We start from the raw sequence: 25,132 nt of genomic DNA, 5'->3' as shown, positions 1-25,132 counted from the left end.
TTGCTCCTCTTAGAATGAACGTACATCAACAAAGTGACCTGCAATTGCAGCTGCTGCTGCCATCGCTGGGCTCACTAAATGCGTACGACCACCATTACCTTGACGACCTTCGAAGTTACGGTTTGATGTTGATGCACAGTGCTCACCCGGTTGTAATTTATCTGCGTTCATTGCTAAACACATTGAGCAACCCGGCTCACGCCATTCAAAACCAGCTTCAATTAAGATTTTATCCAAACCTTCAGCTTCTGCTTGTGCTTTGACTAAGCCAGAACCCGGAACAACCATCGCTTGCTTAATCGTGCTTGCAACTTTTTTGCCTTTTGCAACTTCAGCTGCCGCACGGATATCTTCAATACGAGAGTTGGTGCAAGAACCGATAAATACGCGATCCAATTTAATATCAGACAATGCTTGACCCGCAGTTAAGCCCATATATTGATAAGCACGTGTCCAATCGTTACGTTGTACATCATCTTTTGCTTGTTCTAATGTCGGTACTGCTTGAGATACAGGAATCACCATCTCAGGAGATGTACCCCAAGACACTTGTGGCTCAATCTCTTCACCTTGTAATACAACAACTGTATCAAAGTGTGCACCCTCATCAGAATGTAAAGTATTCCAATAAGCTACAGCTTGATCCCACTGCTCTCCTTTAGGTGCGTATGGACGACCTTTTACGTATTCAATGGTTTTTTCATCAACGGCAACCATACCTACACGGGCACCGCCTTCGATTGCCATGTTACACACCGTCATACGACCTTCGATCGACATATCACGGAATACTTGACCACCAAATTCGATGGCATGACCTGTACCACCAGCTGTACCGATTTTACCGATAATCGCTAAAACCACGTCTTTTGGTGTTACGCCTTGACCTAATTTACCGTCAACACGTACCAACATGTTTTTCATTTTCTTTTGAACTAAGCATTGCGTTGCCAATACATGTTCAACTTCTGATGTCCCAATACCGTGTGCCAAGCAACCAAACGCACCATGCGTCGCTGTATGAGAGTCACCACAAACAACCGTCATACCCGGTAAAGTTAAACCTTGCTCAGGTCCAACAACGTGTGCGATCCCTTGACGGACATCGTTGATATCAAACTGTGCAACATTAAATGTTTTACAGTTATCATCTAAAGTTTGCACTTGGATACGTGAAGTATCATCTTCGATCCCCGCAATCCCTTCAGAACGCTCTTTCGTAGACGTTGGTACGTTATGGTCAGGAGTTGCCACGTTTGCACTTAAACGCCAAGGTTTACGTCCTGCAAGTTGTAAGCCTTCAAAAGCTTGTGGAGAAGTCACTTCATGCAACAAGTGACGATCGATATAAAGTAAAGAAGATCCATCATCGCGTTGTTTAACTAAATGATCGTCCCACAATTTATCGTACAACGTTTTTTTTGTTTGAGTTTCTGCTTTTTGGGTTTCGCCTGCCATGTCGATTTGCTCCACTGGACTGGGTAATTCTGTCATTAATTACGATTATAACGGCCTATTCACATAAATCTAATTTATCATTTTTATTAGTTTAAAAACTTTTTAGAATCAATTTAAACACAAAAACCATCTATAAAAACGATTAATTTAAAAATAATATTCGCTTTTACAGATTAAATAAGAATGCTTATCATTTTAACATCTCCAAGATCACCACCAACTGAGGATGTTCACATGGCACATATTCAAAAATTTGTTGAAGATAATCAACGCATGTTCAAAAAAACATTAAGCTACTACATTATGCACATTACGGTAGCCATGATTGTCGGCTACCTTGTCACAGGCAGCATTTGGATGGCAATTACTTTAAGTTTACTTGAGCCTACTGTACAAGCCGTGGCTTATTTCATTCACGAACGCGTGTGGGAGAAAAAAACGATACAACAGGAAGAAAATATCGTCGCATAGTTTCACCTGTGATCCTCCTCATCTAAGCCGCACTATGCGGCTTTTTTTGCAACAGTTTATGAAGAATTACTTCGCAATAGATATAAATTTATTTTATAATTAAATAATATTTTCATAACCGAGTTTAAATTATGAATCTTGCTGCCTTTGAAGCTTTTATAAAAGTCATGGAAACGGGTTCGATTTCTATGGCAGCTGATCAACTATTTATCACTCAGCCCGCTGTCACCAAACGTATTCATAGTTTAGAAGATTATTTTGGTGTCAAATTATTTGAATCTGCTGGCCGAGGTGTACAAGCCACCCATGCGGCTCATTCCCTGCTTCCTAAAGTTAAAAATTGGTTAAATGAACTAGGTGATATTCATCACACCTTAAGCCACGACCAAAATCAGATTAAAGGAAAGCTTAAAGTTGGTACCAGCCATCACATTGGATTACATCATTTACCGCAACATTTAAAAAGCTATGTTCAGCAATATCCTGATGTGACATTAGATGTGCATTTTGTAGATTCAGAACAAGCGCATGAAAAAGTGTTAGCCGGTGACCTTGAACTGGCATTCTTAACCTTACCCCCTGTCCTAGATGAACGTTTAAAATATGTTCCTTTATGGAGTGACCCTTTGGTTTTCGTTGCTGCAGTTTTTCATCCATTGGCAAATATGAAAAATTTAAGCCTTGAAGATCTCATGCAGTACCCAAGTTTATTACCTGCAGCTCAAACATATACAGCGCAGATCACCCTTGCAGAATTTGAAAAAAATGGATTAAAACCTAAAGTGTCCATGAGCAATAATCCGCTTGAATCCATTCGCATGTTGGCTTCTATTGGGTTAGGTTGGTCTGTCCTGCCAAGTACTTTAGTCAATCAAGACTTGGTCAGACTGGATATTAATTTAGAAATGCAGCGTCAATTGGGTATGGTTTGGCATCCGGGACGCACCCAATCTAAGGCTGCCAAGGCACTGGTTGATTTAATGAAATAATTTCGGCACTCGATATTTAAAAAGTCATCTAATAAGATGACTTTTTACTTTATTAAGACAAGTGAGCTACTTAAGCTTTTTTCTTCAATGAATCTTCATGTAAAGACTCATTGAGCTGATCGATAATTAATGCCCATGAACCATCTGAACATAATTTTTCTTTCAAAAATTGACGTTGACCTTCAGACCAAAAACTTGCTTCAGTCAAAAAGGTTTCAGCTTCTAACTGATGTGTTTCAATAAATTCTGCAATAGCTTGCTCGCTAGAATCCAATCCTAATTGCTCAAATAAGTTGGTCATTCTTGGCTCTGCATTTAGCATCGTGTATTCCTTATGATTTTGATTAATTTTAAGTTAGTTGTTTGCGCATAAGGTATCACCAAGCGATGAAAGCGTCTGTAAATTTATGCTGAATTTCATCTCAAGTTATTTCAATGCTGATCAATGAAAAAAAGCCATTGATACAATGGCTTTAGCAATGATTTAATTTTGAGAATAAAACTGTCTTAAATGGACCAGTCTTGGATATCCCAACCCTGCTCTTTAGCCAATGCTTCAAGACGCTCATCTGGATTGACTGCAATCGCATGATCCGCATATTCCAATAAGAATCGATCGTTAATGGAGTCTGAATATGCCCATGATTCAGTAACGTCTCGTCCCTCGAGCCATTGATCTAATCGTGCCAATTTACCTTTTTGATAACACGGAATATTAATGACTTTACCCGTATATTTACCATCAACCACTTCTGCATTGGTTGCAATAATTTCTGTAATACCAAATTCACGAAAAATAGGTGCAGTAATAAAATCTGATGTTGCGGTAATCCCTACTAATTGATGCCCAGCATCTTGATGACGTTGAATCGCTTTATAACCTTCAGGACGCATTTGAGGTCGAATCACTTTTTGCATAAAAAGCTGATGTAAGTCGGTCAAATACTCATTGTCATGTTGCGTTAAAAATTCAAATACAAATTCGTTGTAGGCAATTGGATCAAGTTGTCCTGCTTTGTAGTCTTCATAAAATTTGTCATTCATGGCGCGATGTCGAACTGGATCAACCAAGCCTTCATTGACTAAAAACTCACCCCAAGAATGGTCAGAGTCGGTATTTAACAAGGTGTGATCTAAATCAAACAACGCCAATTTCATGAAATTACTCGTTCAAACTGAAATTTAAGAAAAAAAATGTAAATCTATCTCCGCTAGTCGATAGAAATTCGTTAAGATCATAGCAATTTTAAAACATTATTACTTTGAACTTTTCGAGTTGGGCATAGAGAGTGGATGCCCCCGAACCCAAAGTCAACGAATTTAATAAATTTTAGGTGCCAAATGATCGACTCAGAAGGTTTCCGACCGAATGTCGGGATCATTTTGGCAAATGATATTGGACAAGTTTTATGGGCAAAACGCATTGGTCACAATGCTTGGCAATTTCCTCAAGGAGGCATCCAATTTGGTGAAACTCCAGAACAGGCACTTTTCAGGGAACTCCGTGAAGAAGTCGGGTTATTGCCGGAGCACGTCCAAATAATTGCTCAGACCGAAGGTTGGTTACATTATCGTTTGCCACTTCGCTACATCAGATCAGATTCTGATCCTGTGTGTATCGGACAAAAGCAAAAATGGTTTTTATTGAAATTAGTCGCGTCAACGAATCATATTCAGTTGAACTTAAATGATCCGCCAGAGTTTGATCAATGGCAATGGGTCAGCTATTGGTATCCACTAGGCCAAGTGGTGAACTTCAAAAAAGATGTTTACCGTCGTGCCATGTTGGAATTGTGTATGCATCTGCCATAGCATGATTTATATTAAACATTGAATTTAAATGTTTGATTTTTATTTCGACTATTTGAATAATCACCATAATTACATCCCTTTAAGAGGAGCACCGCTACATGTCGAACATGCAATTAGACTCTTTACGGCGCATTGTCCAAGAAATCAATGCGTCTGTCAGTTTGCATGATTCGTTAGAAATTATGGTCAACCAAATTTCTGAAGCAATGCATGTAGATGTGTGCTCTATTTATTTACTTGATGAACGTAACCAACGTTACGTTCTGATGGCTTCCAAAGGCTTAAATGCTGAATCTATTGGCAATGTCTCACTGCAGCTGGGTGAGGGTTTGGTCGGACTCGTTGGGCAACGCGAGGAAATCGTCAATATCGAGAATGCGTTTAAGCATGAGCGTTTCGCATATTTCCCAGAAACGGGTGAAGAGATTTATAACTCTTTCCTTGGCGTTCCTGTTATGTATCGTCGAAAAGTCATGGGTGTTCTCGTGGTTCAAAATACTGAACCACAAGACTTTAGCGAAGCTGCTGAATCGTTTTTAGTCACACTTTGTGCGCAACTTTCTGGCGTTATCGCCCATGCGCATGCAGTTGGAAATATTGATGTTTTCCGTAAGCCAAATAATTCTCCAACCTATAAAACATTTCAAGGATCATCAGGTGCAGGTGGTATTGCATTAGGTCGTGCACTTATTCTTTATCCACCCGCAGATTTAGGTTCAGTACCTGACCGCGAAGCTGAAGATATCAGTGAAGAGCTTGAATTACTTGATCATGCAGTTGATTCAGTTCGCCAAGAAATTCAATCACTTGATGATAAAATGCAAGATTCTTTGATGTCTGAGGAACGTGCATTATTTAGCGTATTCTTGAGAATGTTAGATGAGAATGCCCTGCCTGCTGAAATCAAAGAGTTAATCCGTGATGGTCACTGGGCTCAAGGTGCAGTTAAACACGTTATTGATCGTCATGTGGCAATCTTTGCACAAATGGAAGACGATTATTTACGAGAACGTGTTGCAGACCTAAAAGACCTTGGGCGACGTATTTTAGCAGCACTTCAAGAAGATGATCTGAGTCATCGTGAACTGAGCAATGACAGTATCATCGTGGGTGAAGAAATCAGTACGGCAGCATTGGTTGAACTTCCTGTAGATAAGATTGCAGCGATTGTGACGTCTGAAGGGGCTGCCAATTCACATATGGTGATTGTGGCACGTGCTTTGGGTATCCCCACAGTTGTTGGTGTCACCGAACTTCCGGTGACTACCCTTGATGATGTGGAAATGATTGTTGATGCCTATCAAGGACGTGTATTTATCAATCCACCACGTCGTTTACGTCAACGTTACCGTGACATCCAAAAAGAAGAAGAACAAATCGCCAAAGATCTTAAACAGTATGAAACCAAAGATGCCATCACTCCTGATGGTGTTGCAGTACGCTTATTTGTGAATACAGGTTTAATGATTGATGTCGTGCGTGGTGTACAACGCGGTGCCAAAGGTGTCGGACTCTATCGTTCAGAAATTCCATTTATGTTGCGTGATCGTTTCCCGGGTGAAGAAGAGCAACGGGCGATTTACCGTCAACAACTTAGTCACTTTGCCAATAAACCAGTCGTGATGCGTACTTTGGATATTGGTGCAGATAAAGATTTACCTTATTTCGAAATAGAAGAAGAAAACTCAGCATTAGGATGGAGAGGGATTCGTTTTACCTTGGATCATCCTGAGATTTTCTCTTCACAAATTCGTGCGATGTTAAAAGCCAGTGTCGGCTTGAATAATTTGCATATTTTGCTGCCAATGATCACCAGCGTCAGTGAAGTAGAAGAAGCGCTTTATATTATTGAGCGTGACTTAGCTGCGGTTCAGGAAGAAGAACAAGTTAAAATTAATCGTCCTAAGATTGGCATCATGGTGGAAGTACCTAGTGTTTTACTCCAAATTGGTGAGTTTGCAGAATTAGTTGATTTCTTCTCTGTGGGTTCGAATGATTTAATCCAATATTTGTTGGCAGTCGACCGTAATAACCCACGTGTATCGAGTGTTTATTCTCACTTCCATCCCTCAGTGCTTCGAGCATTGCAACGCTTAGTTCAAGAGTGTCATAAATATGACAAACCTGTCAGTATTTGTGGTGAAATGGCTGGCGATCCACTCTCAGCAATTTTACTGATGGCAATGGGCTTTAATACGCTTTCAATGAGTTCGAGCAATATTCTCAGAGTCCGTAAAGCAATTTGTCATGTTCCAATGGTCGATGCGCAAACACTTTTGGATGAAGTGGTGAAAATGAGTAATCCACTCATTGTGAAAAGTTGGATGGAGTATTATTTCCGTCATCATGGTTTAGCGGATATGGTGAAATCGAATCGTATTGTAAATGCCTAATATGAATCTCGGTTTAAGCAGAGAAAGAGCTGAGTAACAACATAATCAATTGGCTTTTTTTTTTAATCTTCATGTTGATCGTAGCGATCTCGGTAATTCTATTTCATTTATATGTTAGTAAATTAAAAAGTAGTTCAAGACCCAATAAACCTATTTCAAATTATACGCTAGATCATGGTTGAACGATGAATTCTGAACACCAAATGAGCGAATCATCATATGTAGATATAGATTATGGTGGAAGTAGTGGTGGAGCAGACTAACCTTCACGTGTTTAGGCATATAAAAAAAGGGAGATAATCATTCGAATATCTCCCTTTTTTGTGCTTGCTATAGCCACGTTTTGCATTTTTCTTACGATCTACAAAAACTTGGCTTTTGTTGACTTCATGCATATGTTTTGCCACAAAGTTGTGAATCACAACTTCTGGCAACGCTTTTTTCTTTGCCATTTTTTAATCACCTTCAGTTTATCCATCCTTCATGATGGGAAAGCGATATTACGCTTTTTTGTACATTATACAAGCAAATTCATAATGGTTTTTTCAATGACATTCATCGAATGCATACAATGTTTAAGATTAGCTCTGCCATTTTTCTATGTTAAATTGATCAAAAACTCGAGCACCCGAAGGTACTCTTACTCAGCATAGAAAGGACTAAATCTTCATTATTTCGGTAGAAGACTAAATGTACCTCGATGATGATTAAATTTTCCATCTGGCATTGCGATATTTTGGTAAATGATCTTTTGCTTTTGATCGATGATCAGTACAACATTTTCTTTAGTCGCATCATCTGTCCAATACACCATAAACTGCTCAGGTCCAACCTGTGTGGCTAAATATTCAATATTGGCAGATGTATTTTGTCCTGATGTGATATTTAAAAGACTTTGGTCTTTGAATTCAAGACGCTGCGTTTGACCATTGATGTTTAACGCCAAAGTCTGTCCAATAGCGAAGAATGGTTTGTTCAATGCTTGTTGTAAACCGATGTCCTTGATTACACCTTTGACGCCTAGTATTTTGCCTTTAAGATGAATTGTTCCATCATTCCCAGCAATGTTGGTGTAAACGATATCTCGATTATAATCTTGAATATGAACGACCTTATCTCCTGATTTATCCTCATGCCAATAAACCATAAAAATATTTTTAGCAATCTCAACAGGTGTGTATTTTACCGCTTCAGAAAGATCTGGCCCAACTGCGCCACCGGCACCTGTAAAAGTTAGGTTTTGATGGTCTTTGACATCAAGATCAAATTTCAAACTCGTAAAATCGACTTGAATTTTTTGTCCTATTGGCGGATAAGGAGATGCAACTTTCCAATCGGTTTCTTTGGCAAATACTTGTGCAGACATTTTTAGCACTTCTTCACTCGACTCAAGATCTGGATACTTTGCTTTCATATATCCAAAAATCCCTTCCGAGCTTTGATTTTCAGTAACTGCTGTTTTAAAGTTCGTTAAATACCCTTTAATCCAATCCAATGGCTTAGGTGAAAAGTCACTTTTTACATAATGACTTGGGATCACTTTTTTAGGATTTAAACTCAGTATTTTATCAAGTTGCTTCTTCCAAAGATCGATCCCTTGCACACCATTGGTATCGGCCATCCACAAATGCTCACCATAAGCGACCGAAATACCACCCAATGCCGTTTTTAAACTTGGAATCCATAGGAAACTATGTGCGGAATCTTCTGGATCAAGTTGGACTTGAATCTTTTGCCCATCTAATTCCATATATCCTGAATTTAAGGCTTCAGGAATAATAATCTTTTTAGGGGCATCGCTTTTTGCTAATTGTGGCTGCCAAACTGATAACTTATCTTCTTTAGAGGCTTGTATTAAATAGGCTGTCTGCGCGGTTGAAACAACCTTAGCATTTGGAAATGCTTTTAAAATTTCATTGGTTCCAAAATAATAGTCAGGGTCACTATGCGAAATATAAATATATTTTAAATTTTTACCTGATTTCTTAATCAGATTGACTACGTCTTTAGCGTATTGATTCTGAAATTGAGCATCGACCAAAATAGCATCTTTTTTTCCTGAAATTAAAGTTGATGCAACGGCAAAAACAGCATCCTCTCCAGGAGTATAAGTCTGCAAAGTGAGTGGAGATGGATTTGATGAATCTTTTGGACTTTTATCATCAGAATCATTACAGCCACTTAAAGCAATGGTGGTCACAAATAAACTAGTGGTTAGGAGTTTTGTCATATCAGCCTCATGAGATAAATTTATCTATGGTTCTTATTGATCTTTATTTTTTAAATAAGCTTTAAAGCAAAAGTGCCATATTTCCCCTCGTCATACTGCGGATGTGGCAGTGCAACAAGACGAATTTAAAGCTTATTGAGGTAGAAGAAGGATGAGAAGTACTTACGGTTTAGTAAGTAAAAAAATCGAATTTACAGTTAAAATATTAGACTGATTTGCAACAATAAATTCCACGATAAAAAATGTTAACTTTAGTATCTTGAACTTTGAATACCTGTTAATACAGACAATACTCACTGAACAGCCATCTCTAATTTTTTCTTATTCATGGGCTAAGGCTTCAATTGGTTTTAAGTTTGCAGCACGTTTAGCGGGCATATAACCAAAGATCAAACCAACCAGTGTTGAAAATAGCAGTGCGATAATAGCAACTGACCATGAAAATACCATCTTATAATCTGAGCTAATCGCATTAAAAATAAAACTGGCGATCAAGGCGATCGCAACACCAATAACGCCACCAATTAAACATAAAACTGCAGATTCAATCAAAAACTGAGCCTGCACATCACTTTGGCGAGCACCAACTGCTATTCGTAAGCCAATTTCCTTAATTCGCTCGGTCACAGAAACGAGCATGATATTCATCACACCAACGCCACCTACGACCAATGAAATAAAGGCTACTGCAGAAATAAAGAAAGTCATCGTTCCTAAATATTTTTCAAAGGACTTCATAGACTCATCACTGTTATATATATCAAAATCCTCCACACCATGACGAGCAATCAATAGTTGCCTCACTTTCTTTTCGGCTTTCACTGAGTCAGTATTTTGATGTAGTACCGCAGTCAGCAGATTGACATTATCACTACTTGAAATTTGTGACATCAATACATTATAAGGCATCCAAATTTGTGAAGAACCTGAGCTATATTGAGGTTCAGCGATTCCAACAACTTCATAAGAACGCTTATTAAATAACACTGTTTTACCTAAAGCTAATTTTTGCTGTCCAAATAACTTTTCAGCAGCTTGCTTATCAATCACTACGATTTGGGAACGCTGTTCAACATCGCTCTGTGTAAAAAAGCGACCATATTGAACTTTCATGTTTCTAATTTTTAAATAAAAACCATCTGCACCTGTTGCACTCACATCAATATTACGATTTTGATAAATCATGTTCCCACTTAAACTGACATGTGGAGAAACATGGATAATTTCTTTCATCTCATTGAGTGCATTTAAATCGTCCATATTTAAACGGCTGGCAGATGCAGCTAAAGCTGTTCCCCCTGGATAAATCTCAAGTGTTGCTGTTTTCAATCCCCCCCAATCATTCAAAAATTTTTCTTTTGCTCCATTACCAATCGCAATGACAATGGTGACTGAGCAAATGCCAATAATAATCCCTAGCATGGTCAAAAATGACCTTAAACGATTGGCGAAAATTGAGTGCAAAGACATTTTCATCGCTTCATACACTTGGGAAACAAAGCTGAATTTCATGTCCGCATGAAAAACTTTTGATGGAGAAACTTGCCCTAAAGATTTACGCTGCGTATCCGAAAGAATGCGTCCATCTTTAATTTCAATGACACGATCTGCACGTTCTGCAATACTTTTATCATGAGTAACTAAAATAATCGTATGCCCTTGACGGTGTAGATCTTCCAAAATTTGCAAGACCATTTCACCACTTTCAGAATCCAAAGCGCCTGTGGGTTCATCGGCTAAAATAACCTCACCACCATTCATAAGCGCGCGGGCAATACTGACTCGTTGCTGCTGTCCACCCGACATTTCATTGGGTTTATTGTCACTCTTATCAGCTAAACCGAGCTGAGCTAAAAGTTGCAGTGCTCGATCCGCACGGTTTTCTGCATTCAAATTTGAATAAATCGCGGGCAAGGCGACATTCTCTAAAGCAGATAAAGCATTCAATAAATTATAGCGTTGGAACACAAACCCAAAACTTTTTAAACGTAACGATGAAAGCTCATCATTATTCAATAAGGAAATATCTTGTCCACGAAACAGAAACTGTCCTGAAGAGGCTTGATCCAAACATCCAAGTAAATTCATTAAAGTAGACTTACCTGAACCTGATTGCCCAATAATCGAAATAAACTCACCCTGTTCAATACTGAGACTGACATCTTTTAGGATGTGTTGTTGATTATTTTCTGGACCTACAAATTTATTTATTTTTTTTAGTTCAATCAAACTCATTAAGTATCGCCTGATGTATTCGCACTATCGTCAGGTGCCTCTGCCAAAATTTTTTCACCCAACTTTAAACCAGACTTGATTTCAATATCATTTGAGTCAGAAATTCCAGTCACGACTTTTCTTGGTTGAGGTTTTGTATCAGGTTGATAGAGGTAAACCATGGCATCTGATCCATATCCAATCACCGTTGTTTTCGGAATTTTCAGCACATTCTTTTTTTGATTTACAATAATGTCATTTTGGGTTGTCATACCGATACTGAGTTTACGCTCAGGGTTGTCCACCAACATTCTTGCATAGTAGAACACTGCTGCATTCGCATTTTCATTTTTATCGTCGTAAGTTCCTTTGGTCAGGGTCGTTAAAGCAGGATCAATACTTTGAATCACACCATCTAATTTCACATTGGGGTCTGCCAAGGTGCTAAATTTAACTGGCATGTTTTCTTTTAATTTAGTGTAGTCACCTTCTGCGACCTGCATTCGGATTTCCATCTTATTCAAGTTGGCGATCGTCGCGATCAAAGGTGTCGTTTGTGCAAAGTTAATGGTTTGACCAGCTTCAACAGGCATGGAAACCACGGTACCCGTCAATGGAGAGCGAATCTGTGTGTAGCCCAATTCAGTTTGTGCTGTATTCACATTAATCTGTAATTGTTTCAGCCGATATTCATTTGACTCAACATCTGCAATCGCTTGTTTAAGCTGATTATTCGCCTGTTCGAGCTCTTCACGAGAGCCTGCTTCAGCTTTGTATAAGGTTAATTTACGCTGATAGTTTTGTTTTAAAGTTTGTAAAGTGACACGTTTCGCTGCCAAGTCTGCCTTCGCAGCTTCAAGTTCGGCTTTACTGGTATTGAGCTTGTCCAACTGTGTTGTCGAGTCAATTTCAGCGATTAATTCGCCTTTTTTTACATCCTGTCCTAACTTGATATACAGCTTTTGAATTTGACCTGAGACTTGTGCACCCACGGAGACAATATCAGATGCATAAATTTCACCTGTGGCTTTAACAATCTGCGTTAGATCACCTTGAGTGACTTCAACGGTCTGCGGTTCTGGCTGCTTTTTTTGTGACTGAATATAGAAATAAACAGAAAGAGCTAAAGCAACCAATACCACTAAGACCAAAAAATACTTTAATTTTTTTGATTTTTTTTGCATGTGCATAATGACGAATAATCTTTATTGAGGAGATAACTTTTGATCAACATGTTTTATTCACTTTAATATGATCAAAATTTAAAAATTTTTAATGACACGATTCTAGTGAATTCTATTTTTTCACACTGTCGTACTTATTTATTTTTATGTATCGATAACAGCCAACCGCATCTATGTGTTGGCTGTCTATCAGAAAAGGGTTTTGGACAATAATTAAGCGGCAAATGCTCGATTTAAAATTGAGGTCACATCTACTTGTTTAGGATCAAGCATTCCCACCACTTGACCATGAAATTTTTGATACCGCGTCGCAATAAAAGCATTGGCAATAAAATCTGGTGCATAACGTTTCAGCAATACTGCTTGAGAGAGCACAACCAAACGACTGACTAAGCTTCTCCCCATAAATTGTAAATCATCAGGTTCCTGATGAAATAATCTAAACAGTCCCTGCAACTCTTCATTAAGTATTTTGTCGTGACTTGCAGTAGATGCTAAATCTTTAAATAAATGCTCGATTGATTCAGGATCACGTGAAATAGCACGAAGCACATCGAGACACATGACATTACCTGACCCTTCCCAAATAGTGTTCACAGGTGCTTCTTTAAAGAGACGAGCCATGATGCCATGTTCAACGTAGCCATTGCCACCGAAAACTTCCATCATTTCACCAGTCATCTCTACTGCTCTTTTACAGATCCAAAATTTTGCTGCTGGTGTCATGATACGTTTCCATGCCAAACAAAGTTCGCTGTCATGTTCATAACAATGAGCCAAATGGAAACTCAACTGCACTGCCGCTTCAGTTTCTAAAGCAAGATCTGTGAGCACAGACCGCATTAATGGCTGCTCAATGAGTCTCTTACCAAATGCTTGACGTTGACGAGTATAGGCAATGCTTTGTACTAGGGCCTGACGCATAATGCCACTTGAACCTACCGCACACGTTAATCGGGTATAATTCGCCATTTCAATAATCGTTGGAATGCCGCGTCCAGCCTCCCCCATCATAATGCCCCAAGCTTCTTTAAATTCGACCTCAGAGCTGGAGTTGCTGCGATTTCCAACCTTCTCTTTGAGTCGTTGAATATGAATCGCATTTTTTGTGCCATCTTCCAACCAACGCGGAACAAAGAAACACGCCAATCCATCATGCTCAGTTTTAGCAACAACCAAATGTGCATCGCACATAGGTGCTGAAAAAAACCATTTATGCCCAGTTAGTAAATAGGCTTGTCCTCTTCCAGACCGCCCAACTGGAACAGCTGTCGTTTCATTAGCACGCACATCAGAACCCCCCTGCTTTTCAGTCATGCCCATTCCAATCCAAATCGATTTTTTCTGAGCAATCGGTAAATCGCGTTCATCATATTCAGTGGATAAAAGTTTATCTCCTAGCTTTTTCCACAGCTCAGGTTCTTTTTGAATCAATGGAATGCTGCCCAAGGTCATTGAGTTTGGACATAAGTTTCCACACTCCACTTGACCACTGAGGAAGAATTTTGCTGCCCAATCCACCCAACCAGATTCTTGAGTGAAATTTAGAAAAGGATGTGCATGAACCGCATATTTACGATTTAACGCCATCCATTTGTGCCATGAAGGATGAAATTCAACAAAATCTGCCCGCCTGCCTCGAGCATCAAAACTATGTAAAATAGGAGGATGTTTATTGGCAAGATCAGCATGGTGATAAAAGCTTTCACAACCTACGACTGCGCCAAACTCACTTAAATGGACTGAGTTTCTACTGCCATAACGCTGTAAGATTTCTTGTAAGATTGGATCTGTTGTATATAGATTGTAATCTTGAAGCTCATCAAATTGATTATGTATTTGATGTGTCATCCATGCCGACATAAACGCACCCTCTTTGGAATTTTTATCTATAACTTCATTATTTATCTTATCGAGTATAGCTTTTGAAAGTAGATTATCTAGTGCAAATGATGACCTGAATTGTCATTAAATTTTTATTAACGTCTTAATATGATCTCAGTATTGTGTTCTGCTATTGTTGCATCATCTTTCGATATTTTGCTGGTGGCATACCCTTACAGCGCTTGAATGCTCTAGAAAAAACAGATACTTCTGCATAACCCAACCGTTCAGAAATTTGATCTATTGTGAGATCAGTACCCAGCAATAAATCATCTGCCAAATCCTCACGTAAATTTTTAACCAATTGGTGAAACGTAATCCCTTCATTGGCTAAATTGCGCTGAATGGTACGAATATTGACAGCTAAAGCTTTGGATATATCTTCAATCGTCGGCATTTGTGATGCATTCTTTAATAAAAACTCGCGTATTTTTTTACTATAGTCCCCTAAGCTTTTTCGGCGTCGAAATACATGCTCACACTCTTTTTGGTAACGCATAAAAGTGAAGTCATCAGCTTGACGCAATGGGGTAAGCAACAATTCAGATTGAATCGTGATTCGACTTTGTGGTTTCTCATAGAAAATAGGATAACCAGTTAATTCTTCTATCTGATTTGCATAGCAAGGCTTGGTCATCGCTAAATCTATCTGAAATGGTAATTGAGCACCAAGAATGTCATTTTGAAGTGTGATGATGGTCGCAATATCTCTTTCTAAAATAAATAATTGCATATCAGCACTTAGGTCATGATGAAATAAATTTAAATGTGTAAATTCACCATCTTCTTGCAAAGCCACATCAGAAAAAATTGCACCTAATTTTAGATACCGTATCGCAATCAACAACGCTTCTCTGACATTGGCACTACTTAAAATTGCAAATCCCCAAGCCCCTAATGTGGTGGTGTGATGTCGAAGCCCAGCTTCGAGCGCAATGGGATGTTCATCAGAGATTAGATTCATAATATTTCTGATGATCTGTAATTCATTTCGCTCTTGGATTTCAAAATTTTCTTGATAAAGATCCTGTTTCGTCAGTTGTGTATTTTCTAGGCATTGCTCAAAAGTAATACCGTAGCTTTCTGCAACATGACATAGTACCCGAGCTGTATTCGCTTCCCTTAAAAACTTCCATGAATTAAGCATCATTATTCGCGTTTTTATTTGTCATCTAATGTCAAATTTAACTGTTTAATTATCATTCTACAAGTGAATTCAATCTCTTATATTCATAAAAAAAGAAAATGGAATTTTTATGAACATGTATGCCAATCTTGCTGAGGAACAGCAAAGCCTGGTCAATGAACTCACGGCGTTATATCAAAAAACCAAAGCCGAGATGAACGACCAAGATATTGATCATATTCGAAATGTTGCTGCATATTCAAAGGCTATAAAATTACGCAGTGATCAACTTATTCGTGAATGTGTAAGTTTAGAATCTTGGGGACGGGGCATTATTCTGGGTTGTTTACACACCCTACTCGAATTTTCAGAGCTCGGTCATAACATCATGCACGGAAGTTATGATCACCTCCCCCAAGCAACCGAGTTTCACTCAGAACGCTGGGTATGGGACTTTGTGACTGATCCTCGTGAATGGCGCGTCATGCATCATCAAAATCATCATCCATTTACCAACATCGTTGGCAAAGATCATGATTTAGGGTATTCCTTTTTAAGAAGCTTGGCAGGTCAAAGCTGGTATGGGCATCACAGTGTTCAATTGCTGATTTACAGTGCGCTGATGATCACTCCATCCTACTATTTCACACTCTATACAGCCACATCAGCAGCACGTACAGAAGGTCGAAAAATCCTTTCCAAAGAAACCTTTACTCAATCACTTCGTCTCATAAAAGCTCATGCTCAAAAACAGTTTATTGAAGCACCAGTCGCTGCAAAATGGTCAAAAAAATTACCTGTTTTTATCGGAAATTATCTTACAACAACGATAGGCTATGGTTTTTTACTTCATATCCTCTTCTTAGAACATCACGCTGAAAATTTGGAGCTTTATTCAGATCCTGGACCTGATGAGACGCAAGAAGAATATTTCATACGACAGATTAAAAGTACCACCAATTTTATCCCATATGCACCGCTGGATCAGTTTCTCAAAAAAATCCTTGATGATGAGGTCCCGTATCCAAATCCACCTCCATTTGAAATCTTTTATGGCGGATTAGATACACATCTTGAGCATCATTTATTTCCAGATTTAGCATGTAATCGTCAAAGACAAATCAAAGCTGTAGTACGTAGTATTTGTGAAAAATATCATTTGCCTTATCACAATTCACCCATGGAAAAGCTGATTCCAGCGATACCTCTCAGCCTCATTAAAAGAACTCTACCTTTTGGTAATCAAGAAAAAAATAACCCTTTCAAATTACTGATTCGACCAAAAGAATTACTAAAACGTATCAAACGAGGAATTCAATATCAGCCCCCCTCAACCATGACATATTTACACAAGCCACAGTTCTATAATGCGTCGGCAAAAGTTATACAAGTCGAAATACAGCTTAATGGTCAAGTCAAAACACTCAAAATGAGCAAGCCTCAAGGTTGGGAACATTTAAGATGGCAGGCTGGCGCATTTATTTCATTAAGTTTTGAAATAAATGGGCAAACCTATATTCGTCAATACAGCTTATTGCATGAAAGCCAAAGCGCAGATGGCTATTTTGAAATAGCAGTGAAACGTACACCTGCGGGCATCGTTTCTCACTATATTCATGATCATGTTCCTGTAAATACGGAGGTGAAGATTGTAAGTCCACCACAATCTACACCTGATTTTGTTTTAGACACCCTCCCGCCGAAGTTAATCTTTATCGCAGCAGGAGTCGGTATTACGCCAATTTTAAGCATGTTAAGAAAATATCAGCGTATCGAAAGTAAAGCTGAAGCTCATTTGTTTTACTTTAACCATGATGAAAATTCTATTTTGTTTGAAAATGAGATTCGTCAAATCGCAAAGCATTCGAATTTGAATATTCACTTCATCTGCTCCAAAGTTCAGAACGAGTCGACATCTGATTTACGACAAGGACGTTTTAGTCTCGAAATTTTCCAACCTTATATTCGAGATTTTAAACGCCAACACGTATATGCCTGCGCCCCTCAAGCATTAATCGATTCTGCTCGCCAACAACTTATTCAAGCAGGCGTTAAAGCAGCAGCATTTCACACAGAAAATTTTAAACCTACTCCTTTCAATTTTGAGTCTGACGGTGTTACACGTCGAGTGATTTTCAAAAAGAGTAATACAAGTATCGACATTGAAGGGAATGTCACTTTACTTGAAGCCGCGCGTCAAGCTGGACTGAAACTGCCAAGCGGTTGTCAACAAGGTTTATGCAAAGCCTGTGTATGCACTAAATTGGAAGGTCAAACTCAGTTAGAAGTTGATTCATCCACTATTCAACATCGCATTACGCTATGCAACACTGTAGCTCGCTCGCCAATCATTGTGCTTGATGTTTAACAAAGATTATTATGTTAATCACCGTCATGAAGTAATCACGCATTGCTTCATGACAGCACGATTCAAACACTTAAACAACCAAACTTATGATTCTTATCCAAAAATTGCACAACCAAAACCTTACTGTAAATCATCGTTAAATCCTTTTAACCTGAACCAAATATTCTATTGGTGAATATTCAAATAAACCCTTAATTTATATGAGGGTAATTGGAATTTTATTTACAAATTAAACACTCCAATTGAACGCATCATGATTTATGATGAATTTGTAAACTCAATAAAACACACATTCTTGTCACAATGTTGCTTTAGAATGATCGAACAAAACGGTTCATGTCTCTGGTATTGGAAGCGCTAGATCTTATAAAAGTGAATGCTCAGCCAACCATCAAGAAAGACATATATTATAAATGGAGAATGAATATGAGCGATGACTCAAAAAAATGTCCTGTCACCCACTTAACAACTGATGCTGGTGCTCCTGTAGTAGACAACCAAAACAGTATGACAGCAGGTGCACGTGGTCCTTTACTTGCACAAGATTTATGGCTGAATGAAAAATTAGGTAACTTCGTTCGTGAAGTGATTCCTGAGCGTCGTATGCACGCGAAAGGTTCTGGGGCATTTGGTACCTTCACTGTTACCCATGATATTACGCAATATACTCGCGCTAAATTATTCTCTGAAATCGGTAAAAAAACCGATATTTTTGTGCGCTTCTCTACAGTTGCTGGCGAACGTGGTGCAGCAGATGCTGAACGTGATATCCGCGGTTTCGCAATGAAATTCTACACTGAAGAAGGTAACTGGGATTTAGTAGGTAATAACACTCCAGTTTTCTTCTTACGTGATGCGCGTAAGTTCCCTGACTTAAACAAAGCAGTAAAACGCGATCCTAAAACCAACAAACGTAGTGCAACCAACAACTGGGATTTCTGGACTTTACTTCCAGAAGCATTACATCAAGTGACGATTGTCATGTCAGACCGAGGTATCCCAGATGGTTACCGTCACATGCATGGTTTTGGTAGCCATACCTTCAGTTTTATCAATGCCAACAACGAACGCTTCTGGGTTAAATTCCATATGCGCACGCAACAAGGCATTAAGAATTTAACTGATGCAGAAGCTGAAGCGATTATTGCGAAAGATCGCGAAAGCTCTCAAACTGACTTATTTGATGCGATTGAACGTGGTGATTTCCCGAAATGGAAAATGTACGTCCAAATCATGCCTGAGCTAGATGCAGAGAAAGTTCCATATCACCCATTTGACTTAACCAAAGTATGGCCTAAAGGGGACTATCCTTTGATCGAAGTCGGTGAATTCGAACTTAATCGTAACCCTGAAAACTACTTCCAAGACGTAGAACAAGCTGCCTTTGCTCCAAGTAACTTAGTGCCAGGCATCAGCTTCTCACCTGACCGTATGCTTCAAGCACGTCTGTTCAACTATGCAGATGCTGCACGCTACCGTGTTGGTGTTAACCATTATCAAATTCCAGTGAATGCACCGCGTTGCCCTGTTCACTCAAACCGTCGCGATGGTCAAGGTCGTACTGATGGTAACTATGGTGCTTTGCCACACTATGAACCAAATAGTTTCAGCCAATGGCAGGAACAGCCACAATATAAAGAGCCACCATTAAAAATTTCTGGTGCGGCAGATTTCTGGGATTACCGCGAAGATGACAATGACTATTTCAGTCAACCACGCGCATTATTCAATCTCATGAATGATCAGCAAAAACAGGCTTTATTTGACAATACAGCCGCAGCAATGGGCGATGCATTAGATTTCATTAAGTATCGTCATATTCGTAACTGCTATGCTTGTGACCCAGCATATGGCGAGGGTGTTGCAAAAGCATTAGGCATGACCGTAGCTGATGCACAGGCTGCACGTGCAACTGACCCAGCACAAGGAAATCCTGGATTACTTTAATTAATATCTCCATAAAAAAACCGCTGTTATCAGCGGTTTTTTTTATTCAAACAATTAGTTTTTTACCTTCCCGAATACAATAAAACGGACTGATAAATTTAGATGCATTTTTCATCGCTTGGTGCAGGTCCAACTCAGGTTGATTCCGATCTTCATCTGTTAACTGAAAAGTACGATAGTGAATCGCTAGTGAACGTTTTGCGTGTAAATCTTTATGTGCTTGGAATGCATCAGCAGGATTCATATGTAGATATTGCATCAATCCTCTTGGTTCATATGCACCGATTGGCAGTAAAGCAATCCTTGGTGCACCTAAGCGCTGGTGAATCTCTTTAAAATGTTGTGCATAGCCTGTATCACCAGCAAAGTAACAATGACCATGCTCAGATAAAATTGAAAAACCACCCCATAATGCAAGGTTTTGATCACGAAGCCCTCGACCAGAACCATGTTGGGCAGGAGTGTAGACAATTTTAAAATCTTTGAATAAGGCAGACTGCCACCAATCCATCTCAATCACATGAAATGCTTTCGGCAAATAGGCTGCATTTCCTAGACCTGTATAGATCGGCATAGCAAATTTTTGATGTAGCCAATTCAAACTCGCTAAATCCATATGATCATAGTGATTATGACTGAGTAATACTGCGTGAATCTGTGGTAAATCTTCAAGTGCAATCCCTGCAGGGATAACACGTTTCGGTCCACTCCCGTGCTTTGGGCTTACATAATCCGCCCATACAGGGTCGGTTAAGAAGTTATATGGACCAATTTGAATTAAAACCGTAGCATGACCAACAAACCATACTTGCCAATCTTCTAAATCTGCATGCGGACGAGCCTCAGGCTTAGCACGTTTGGTTTGAATAAAGTCCTGTTGCTCTTTCGCGAAATCACCTTGCCAGGTAAAGCTTTTACGAGCCATCAACCATTTATATAAATTCCATTGGTTGAGCTGTGCAGGACGTGGTTCCTGATTAACGAATCTTTGCCCATTATGGTGATCCAGTGAAACCAATTTAAGTTTTGGTTTAAACCACACATGCCGAATACAATCTTCAGTCTTTAGTTGATAGTGCAGATTAGAATCTTGCGGCTTCCGTCCAACAACAAGTGTAGACTCTGGATTACTCGAAGTCGTCGTTGGAATATCAGTCAAATTAGACATAATAAATGTAAGCACCTTAAACCGAAGCGATTTTGAAATAGTTGATTATTCAGTTATATAAATAGATTATGTTCATCATCTATTCGCATTTTTAAATTATGTTTTTAAAAGATACACTGTTCGTGTTTCATTTAAGACAACATCAATCTCAATTCCCATGAAGTGGTTATAATTTCATCAATAAATTGTGAAATAGAACACCAATCATCCCTCTATTATTCATCATATACAACTCAGACTTTCTTTTTGTTTATGATTTTGTTGTTTTTTTCTGATTTTTGATGTTTTTTTAATCACCCACAGAAATCTTAAATAGAGGAAGTTAAATTTTGTTTAGGATGTGACTTAACGCTGAACAACTGATCTCCCAAAGCTTCAACGTACTTTTCTCTACATTATTATTTTTCATAGACTTAAAGCCGAAACAATTGGTTTCAACTTTAATAGATACAATCTTTTCTAAACCTATACAAATCAGTCACTCATTCACGATGAGAGTTCGATCTTGAAATCTAAAATTTCTATCTAAGTAAAAAATTAAATGCATGTAAATTTTAAAATACAAAAAAATGCTTCATTCACTAACTAAATACCAAAATACATCTACTTATTGATCAATTTCACTTATACTCATCTTTAGCAACATTAAGACATTTTTTAGATTATTCTCTGGAAGGCTATATGGAATTACGGCATTTGCGCTATTTTATTACAGTTGCAGAAGAGCTTAATTTTAGCAAAGCTGCACTTAAGCTCTACACAGCACAGCCTTCACTCAGCCAACAAATCAAAGATTTAGAAGAAGATGTTGGTGTGCGTTTACTAAATCGAACCAAACGAAAAGTTGAATTGACCGAAGAAGGCGCTGTGTTTCTGGAACAGGCGAGACTCACCATTGCTCAAGCAGAAAAAGCAATTAATATGGCGCGCCAAGTGTCTAAAGCAAAACAAAAAATGCTACGCATTGGTTTTGTGCCAGTTGCAGAAATGAAAATCTTTCCTTATGTATTACCTAACTTACGTGTTCAAAATCCCGAATTAAAAATTGAATTACAAAGCTTAAATAATATTGAGCAATTCAAAGGCATAAAGAAAGGTGAATTGGACATTACTTTTACTCGTCAACGTTTAGATTCTGAAGAGATCGAGAGTCGCTTTGTACTCCGTGAGCCTTTAGTTTTTATTCTGCCTAAAGATCACCCTTTGGCAAAGTACGATCGTATTCCTGTAAAAGCGCTTGATGGCATTGATTTTGTGATCCCTTCAGATGAGCAATCTAAGACCCTGCATGACACCATTTTAGGCTTTGCTGAACAAAATGGCGTTTCTTTTAAAATTGTTCAAAAAGCTGACAATATCTTGTTTAACATTAACTCTATTGGTATTGGCTTAGGGTGTACGATTCTTCCTGGCTATATTATGCCACTTCTCTTGGAAAATAGTGTGACTCGTCCACTCGATGTAGAGCTACCTTCGCTTGATCTCTTTGTAAGTTATCGCAAGAATGCCACTGGTATTGCTGTGCAAAAATTTATGGAGTTACTTTCAAAAGTCTTTTATTTAGACTTTAATCAAAGTTCAACGTGAATAAAAAACCCGCTGAATTGAGCGGGTTTTTTATCGATGTGATTTAGCAAGCAACTGACTGATTAATCAAATTTTTTAAAAGTTGATGTAATTCATCAATGGAATCCACGACCGCAAGTGGATGATATTGCTGTAGTACCTCAGGTACATGAACGCCATACGTCACCCCTACACTTGGCATACGAATATTCAATGCCATTTCAAGATCGTATGAAGTATCTCCTACCATTATCGCTTGATCTGCATTAAAACCAGTTTCGGCTAAAATTTCAGCCAACATCAACGGATCTGGTTTTGATTTTGTTTCACTGGCTGCACGTGTCGCTGAAAACAAACTCACACTCTGAGTTTGCCCCAGTACTCGATCTAGCCCCTTACGACTTTTTCCTGTCGCAACAGCCAAATGAATACCTGACTCTTTGAGATCATGCAACATTTCAGCCACACCATCAAACCAACGATCATGTTTCGAGTGCTCAACATAATGCGCTGAATAAGACTGTAAAATTGCCTCGTGTAAATCAGGAACCTGAGGAAATAAAACCTGCGCTACTTCAGGTAATCCTAAGCCAATAATGCTTTTAGCATCCTCATCAGTCAAAGGTTGATTAAATTGTTTGGCGGCAAATTTTAAACTTTCAACAATTTGACCCACTGAATCAAATAAGGTGCCATCCCAATCAAAAATAATGAGTTTTACCGCTGATGTCATATTTTGTATCCTAATTTTGATCGGGTGGATGCCATTTAAATATCATATTGACATATTAAGATCTCATCGTTGCATGACCTCGTCATGACACAATGATTCAATCCTTACACAACCACTGAGACGCACTCAGTCTTGTTGAGACTGCACTACAGGTTTATCCGCTTTTTGTGCGCGAAGTTGTGCAATCAAGCTTTGCATATCCTCAGGCAATGGTGCTTCAATTACTGGATATCCAGGTATCTCTAAGCGCATTGCATGTAAACATAAACGGCGTGGTTTAGGTCCACGATATTCCGTCTCATGCCCGTACTTTTCATCACCCACCAAGGGATGACCAATACTGAGTCCATGTACACGAATTTGATGTGTACGACCAGAAAGCGGTGACGCATACACGAGTGATGCATGCATAAAGCGTTCTGCTACCTTCCATTGGGTTTTTGAAGGTTTTCCTTCTTTAGATACACGTACTCGACGTTCACCATTGGCTAACTCATAGCGATGTAATGGTGCATCGATTAATTGTGAGTCTAATGTGACTTGGCCTTTCACCACAGCAGCATAAGTTTTTTGAATCTTGTGTTCACGAAGCATATCTTGAAGTGTTTTTAACACGCTACGCTTTTTAGAAATCATCACCAAGCCTGAAGTATCTCGGTCAATACGGTGGATCAGTTCTAAATATTTTTTCCCTGTCGCTGCGCGTAAGCCTTCAATTAAACCATACGCCACACCACTTCCACCGTGCACCGCAATCCCAGAAGGTTTGTTCACCACTAAAAGACCTTCATCTTCATAAACCACACGGCTTAACAAGCCCTGCGCGACTTTGTCTGATACTGGAGCTTGAGATTCATCTTTTTGTTCATAACGAATCGGTGCAACACGGATTTGATCACCAATATTTAATTTGGTTTCCGCTTTCACACGCTTTTTGTTGACCCGCACCTGACCTTCACGAATTAAACGATAGATTCGACTTTTCGGTACTCCTTTAAGACGAGCGAATAGAAAATTGTCGATGCGTTGCCCCAATTGGTGCTCATCCACTTCAAACCAAGTGACGCTTTGCCATTCTTGCGTAGAATTCATACAGTTACGTTGACCTAAAAAAATACTAAATTCGATTAAAAACTGATCATTTAGACTACCCAATTGACTAGAAATGTCTGTGTAGCCCATAGGCAGATGATCTAAGGTTTGCTATAGTCAGCGCACGGATACCGCCGTAAGTGAACATTTGTTTAGAGATTTCAAAATTTTGAAATTCAAACTAAATTTTTGTTTAGCATAAACTCGGAATGGTCCCAAAAGAATATGCCAACGCCGAAGGCTTATTATATCGGCAAAAAGACAAACTGTTGCGTTTAATTGTGCTTTTGCACATAAATCAGTTTGTTTAAAAAAATATGTCGCCAACAATTATGTTGGTTTTTAAACGTTAACTGATACACATCAGAATAGTCGCAACCTGATTTCTCATTCAGGCTATAACGTTAGATGCATTGGATCTGCACAATTTGTAAAGATACGACGATAATTCCGTATCAAGACACTCTATCAAAAAATTGAAGAGATGATCTTCGAGC

At 38.8% G+C, this 25,132-nt stretch carries 19 protein-coding genes; 7 read left to right on the top strand and 12 right to left on the bottom strand.

Features of this window, described 5'->3' with window-relative positions; translation table 11 throughout:
- Positions 1-9 precede the first annotated feature (9 nt).
- Positions 10-1,458: a 3-isopropylmalate dehydratase large subunit gene (leuC, locus tag AC1M86_RS04200; protein ID WP_481607306.1), complete on the bottom strand. Its 1,449-nt coding sequence runs from the start codon at positions 1,456-1,458 to the stop codon at positions 10-12.
- A gap of 234 nt (positions 1,459-1,692) precedes the next feature.
- On the opposite strand from leuC, the gene AC1M86_RS04195 reads away from it, so the two are divergent.
- Entirely contained in the window at positions 1,693-1,929 is a 237-nt protein-coding gene (locus AC1M86_RS04195; protein WP_035264169.1) for a DUF2061 domain-containing protein, read from the top strand.
- Positions 1,930-2,060: 131 nt separating this feature from the next.
- On the top strand, positions 2,061-2,918 hold the full coding sequence (locus AC1M86_RS04190; RefSeq protein WP_035264171.1) for a LysR family transcriptional regulator: 858 nt from the start codon (positions 2,061-2,063) through the stop codon (positions 2,916-2,918).
- A 70-nt stretch (positions 2,919-2,988) separates the two neighbouring features.
- Here the strand turns inward: AC1M86_RS04190 and AC1M86_RS04185 are convergent, their stop codons facing one another.
- Entirely contained in the window at positions 2,989-3,240 is a 252-nt protein-coding gene (locus AC1M86_RS04185) for a DUF2789 family protein (protein ID WP_035264173.1), read from the bottom strand.
- Between the two features lie 185 nt (positions 3,241-3,425).
- The gene (locus tag AC1M86_RS04180; RefSeq protein ID WP_035264175.1) at positions 3,426-4,076 is read right to left on the bottom strand and encodes an HAD family hydrolase; all 651 of its coding nucleotides are present in this window, start codon (positions 4,074-4,076) and stop codon (positions 3,426-3,428) included.
- A gap of 183 nt (positions 4,077-4,259) precedes the next feature.
- Between AC1M86_RS04180 and AC1M86_RS04175 the strand changes: the two genes are divergently transcribed.
- The gene (locus tag AC1M86_RS04175) at positions 4,260-4,730 is read left to right on the top strand and encodes an RNA pyrophosphohydrolase (RefSeq protein ID WP_035264177.1); all 471 of its coding nucleotides are present in this window, start codon (positions 4,260-4,262) and stop codon (positions 4,728-4,730) included.
- A 98-nt stretch (positions 4,731-4,828) separates the two neighbouring features.
- A complete protein-coding gene (gene ptsP / locus AC1M86_RS04170) occupies positions 4,829-7,123 on the top strand; it encodes a phosphoenolpyruvate--protein phosphotransferase (protein ID WP_035264179.1) in 2,295 nt (764 codons plus the stop codon).
- 266 nt (positions 7,124-7,389) lie between these two features.
- Here the strand turns inward: ptsP and AC1M86_RS04165 are convergent, their stop codons facing one another.
- From AC1M86_RS04165 to AC1M86_RS04140, 6 genes are all read right to left on the bottom strand, one after another.
- Positions 7,390-7,575, bottom strand: coding sequence for a DUF7230 family protein (locus AC1M86_RS04165; RefSeq protein ID WP_035264181.1), 186 nt, complete (start codon positions 7,573-7,575; stop codon positions 7,390-7,392).
- A 218-nt stretch (positions 7,576-7,793) separates the two neighbouring features.
- Positions 7,794-9,353, bottom strand: coding sequence for a MoaF-related domain-containing protein (locus AC1M86_RS04160; RefSeq protein WP_481607305.1), 1,560 nt, complete (start codon positions 9,351-9,353; stop codon positions 7,794-7,796).
- A gap of 321 nt (positions 9,354-9,674) precedes the next feature.
- Positions 9,675-11,588, bottom strand: a complete 1,914-nt coding sequence (locus AC1M86_RS04155; RefSeq protein ID WP_481596207.1) for an ABC transporter permease — start codon at positions 11,586-11,588, stop codon at positions 9,675-9,677.
- Positions 11,588-12,757: an efflux RND transporter periplasmic adaptor subunit gene (locus AC1M86_RS04150; protein ID WP_481607304.1), complete on the bottom strand. Its 1,170-nt coding sequence runs from the start codon at positions 12,755-12,757 to the stop codon at positions 11,588-11,590. The genes AC1M86_RS04155 and AC1M86_RS04150 overlap by 1 nt, the downstream gene beginning before the upstream one ends.
- A 207-nt stretch (positions 12,758-12,964) precedes the next feature.
- Positions 12,965-14,614 (bottom strand): acyl-CoA dehydrogenase family protein, encoded by a 1,650-nt coding sequence (locus AC1M86_RS04145; RefSeq protein ID WP_481607303.1) that lies wholly within the window; start codon positions 14,612-14,614, stop codon positions 12,965-12,967.
- A gap of 151 nt (positions 14,615-14,765) precedes the next feature.
- A complete protein-coding gene (locus AC1M86_RS04140) occupies positions 14,766-15,782 on the bottom strand; it encodes an AraC family transcriptional regulator (RefSeq protein ID WP_481607302.1) in 1,017 nt (338 codons plus the stop codon).
- A 109-nt stretch (positions 15,783-15,891) separates the two neighbouring features.
- On the opposite strand from AC1M86_RS04140, the gene AC1M86_RS04135 reads away from it, so the two are divergent.
- Positions 15,892-18,129 carry a fatty acid desaturase gene (locus AC1M86_RS04135; RefSeq protein ID WP_481607301.1) on the top strand — a complete coding sequence of 746 codons (2,238 nt, stop codon included), beginning with the start codon at positions 15,892-15,894 and terminating at the stop codon, positions 18,127-18,129.
- Between the two features lie 426 nt (positions 18,130-18,555).
- Positions 18,556-20,076, top strand: a complete 1,521-nt coding sequence (locus tag AC1M86_RS04130; protein WP_035264193.1) for a catalase — start codon at positions 18,556-18,558, stop codon at positions 20,074-20,076.
- A gap of 46 nt (positions 20,077-20,122) precedes the next feature.
- On the opposite strand, the gene AC1M86_RS04125 is transcribed toward AC1M86_RS04130, so the two are convergent.
- Entirely contained in the window at positions 20,123-21,244 is a 1,122-nt protein-coding gene (locus AC1M86_RS04125; RefSeq protein ID WP_481607300.1) for an MBL fold metallo-hydrolase, read from the bottom strand.
- 681 nt (positions 21,245-21,925) lie between these two features.
- Between AC1M86_RS04125 and hcaR the strand changes: the two genes are divergently transcribed.
- Positions 21,926-22,831 (top strand): DNA-binding transcriptional regulator HcaR, encoded by a 906-nt coding sequence (hcaR, locus tag AC1M86_RS04120; RefSeq protein ID WP_092766703.1) that lies wholly within the window; start codon positions 21,926-21,928, stop codon positions 22,829-22,831.
- Between the two features lie 43 nt (positions 22,832-22,874).
- Here the strand turns inward: hcaR and AC1M86_RS04115 are convergent, their stop codons facing one another.
- Entirely contained in the window at positions 22,875-23,543 is a 669-nt protein-coding gene (locus AC1M86_RS04115) for an HAD family hydrolase (protein ID WP_092766702.1), read from the bottom strand.
- A gap of 126 nt (positions 23,544-23,669) precedes the next feature.
- The gene (locus tag AC1M86_RS04110) at positions 23,670-24,635 is read right to left on the bottom strand and encodes an RluA family pseudouridine synthase (RefSeq protein ID WP_481607319.1); all 966 of its coding nucleotides are present in this window, start codon (positions 24,633-24,635) and stop codon (positions 23,670-23,672) included.
- Between the last annotated feature and the right edge of the window lie 497 nt (positions 24,636-25,132).

It is taken from the genome of Acinetobacter sp. ANC_7654, assembly GCF_056779855.1.
Note: the sequence above shows the minus strand (reverse complement) of the source record. Positions and strands in the feature narration are given on the sequence as shown.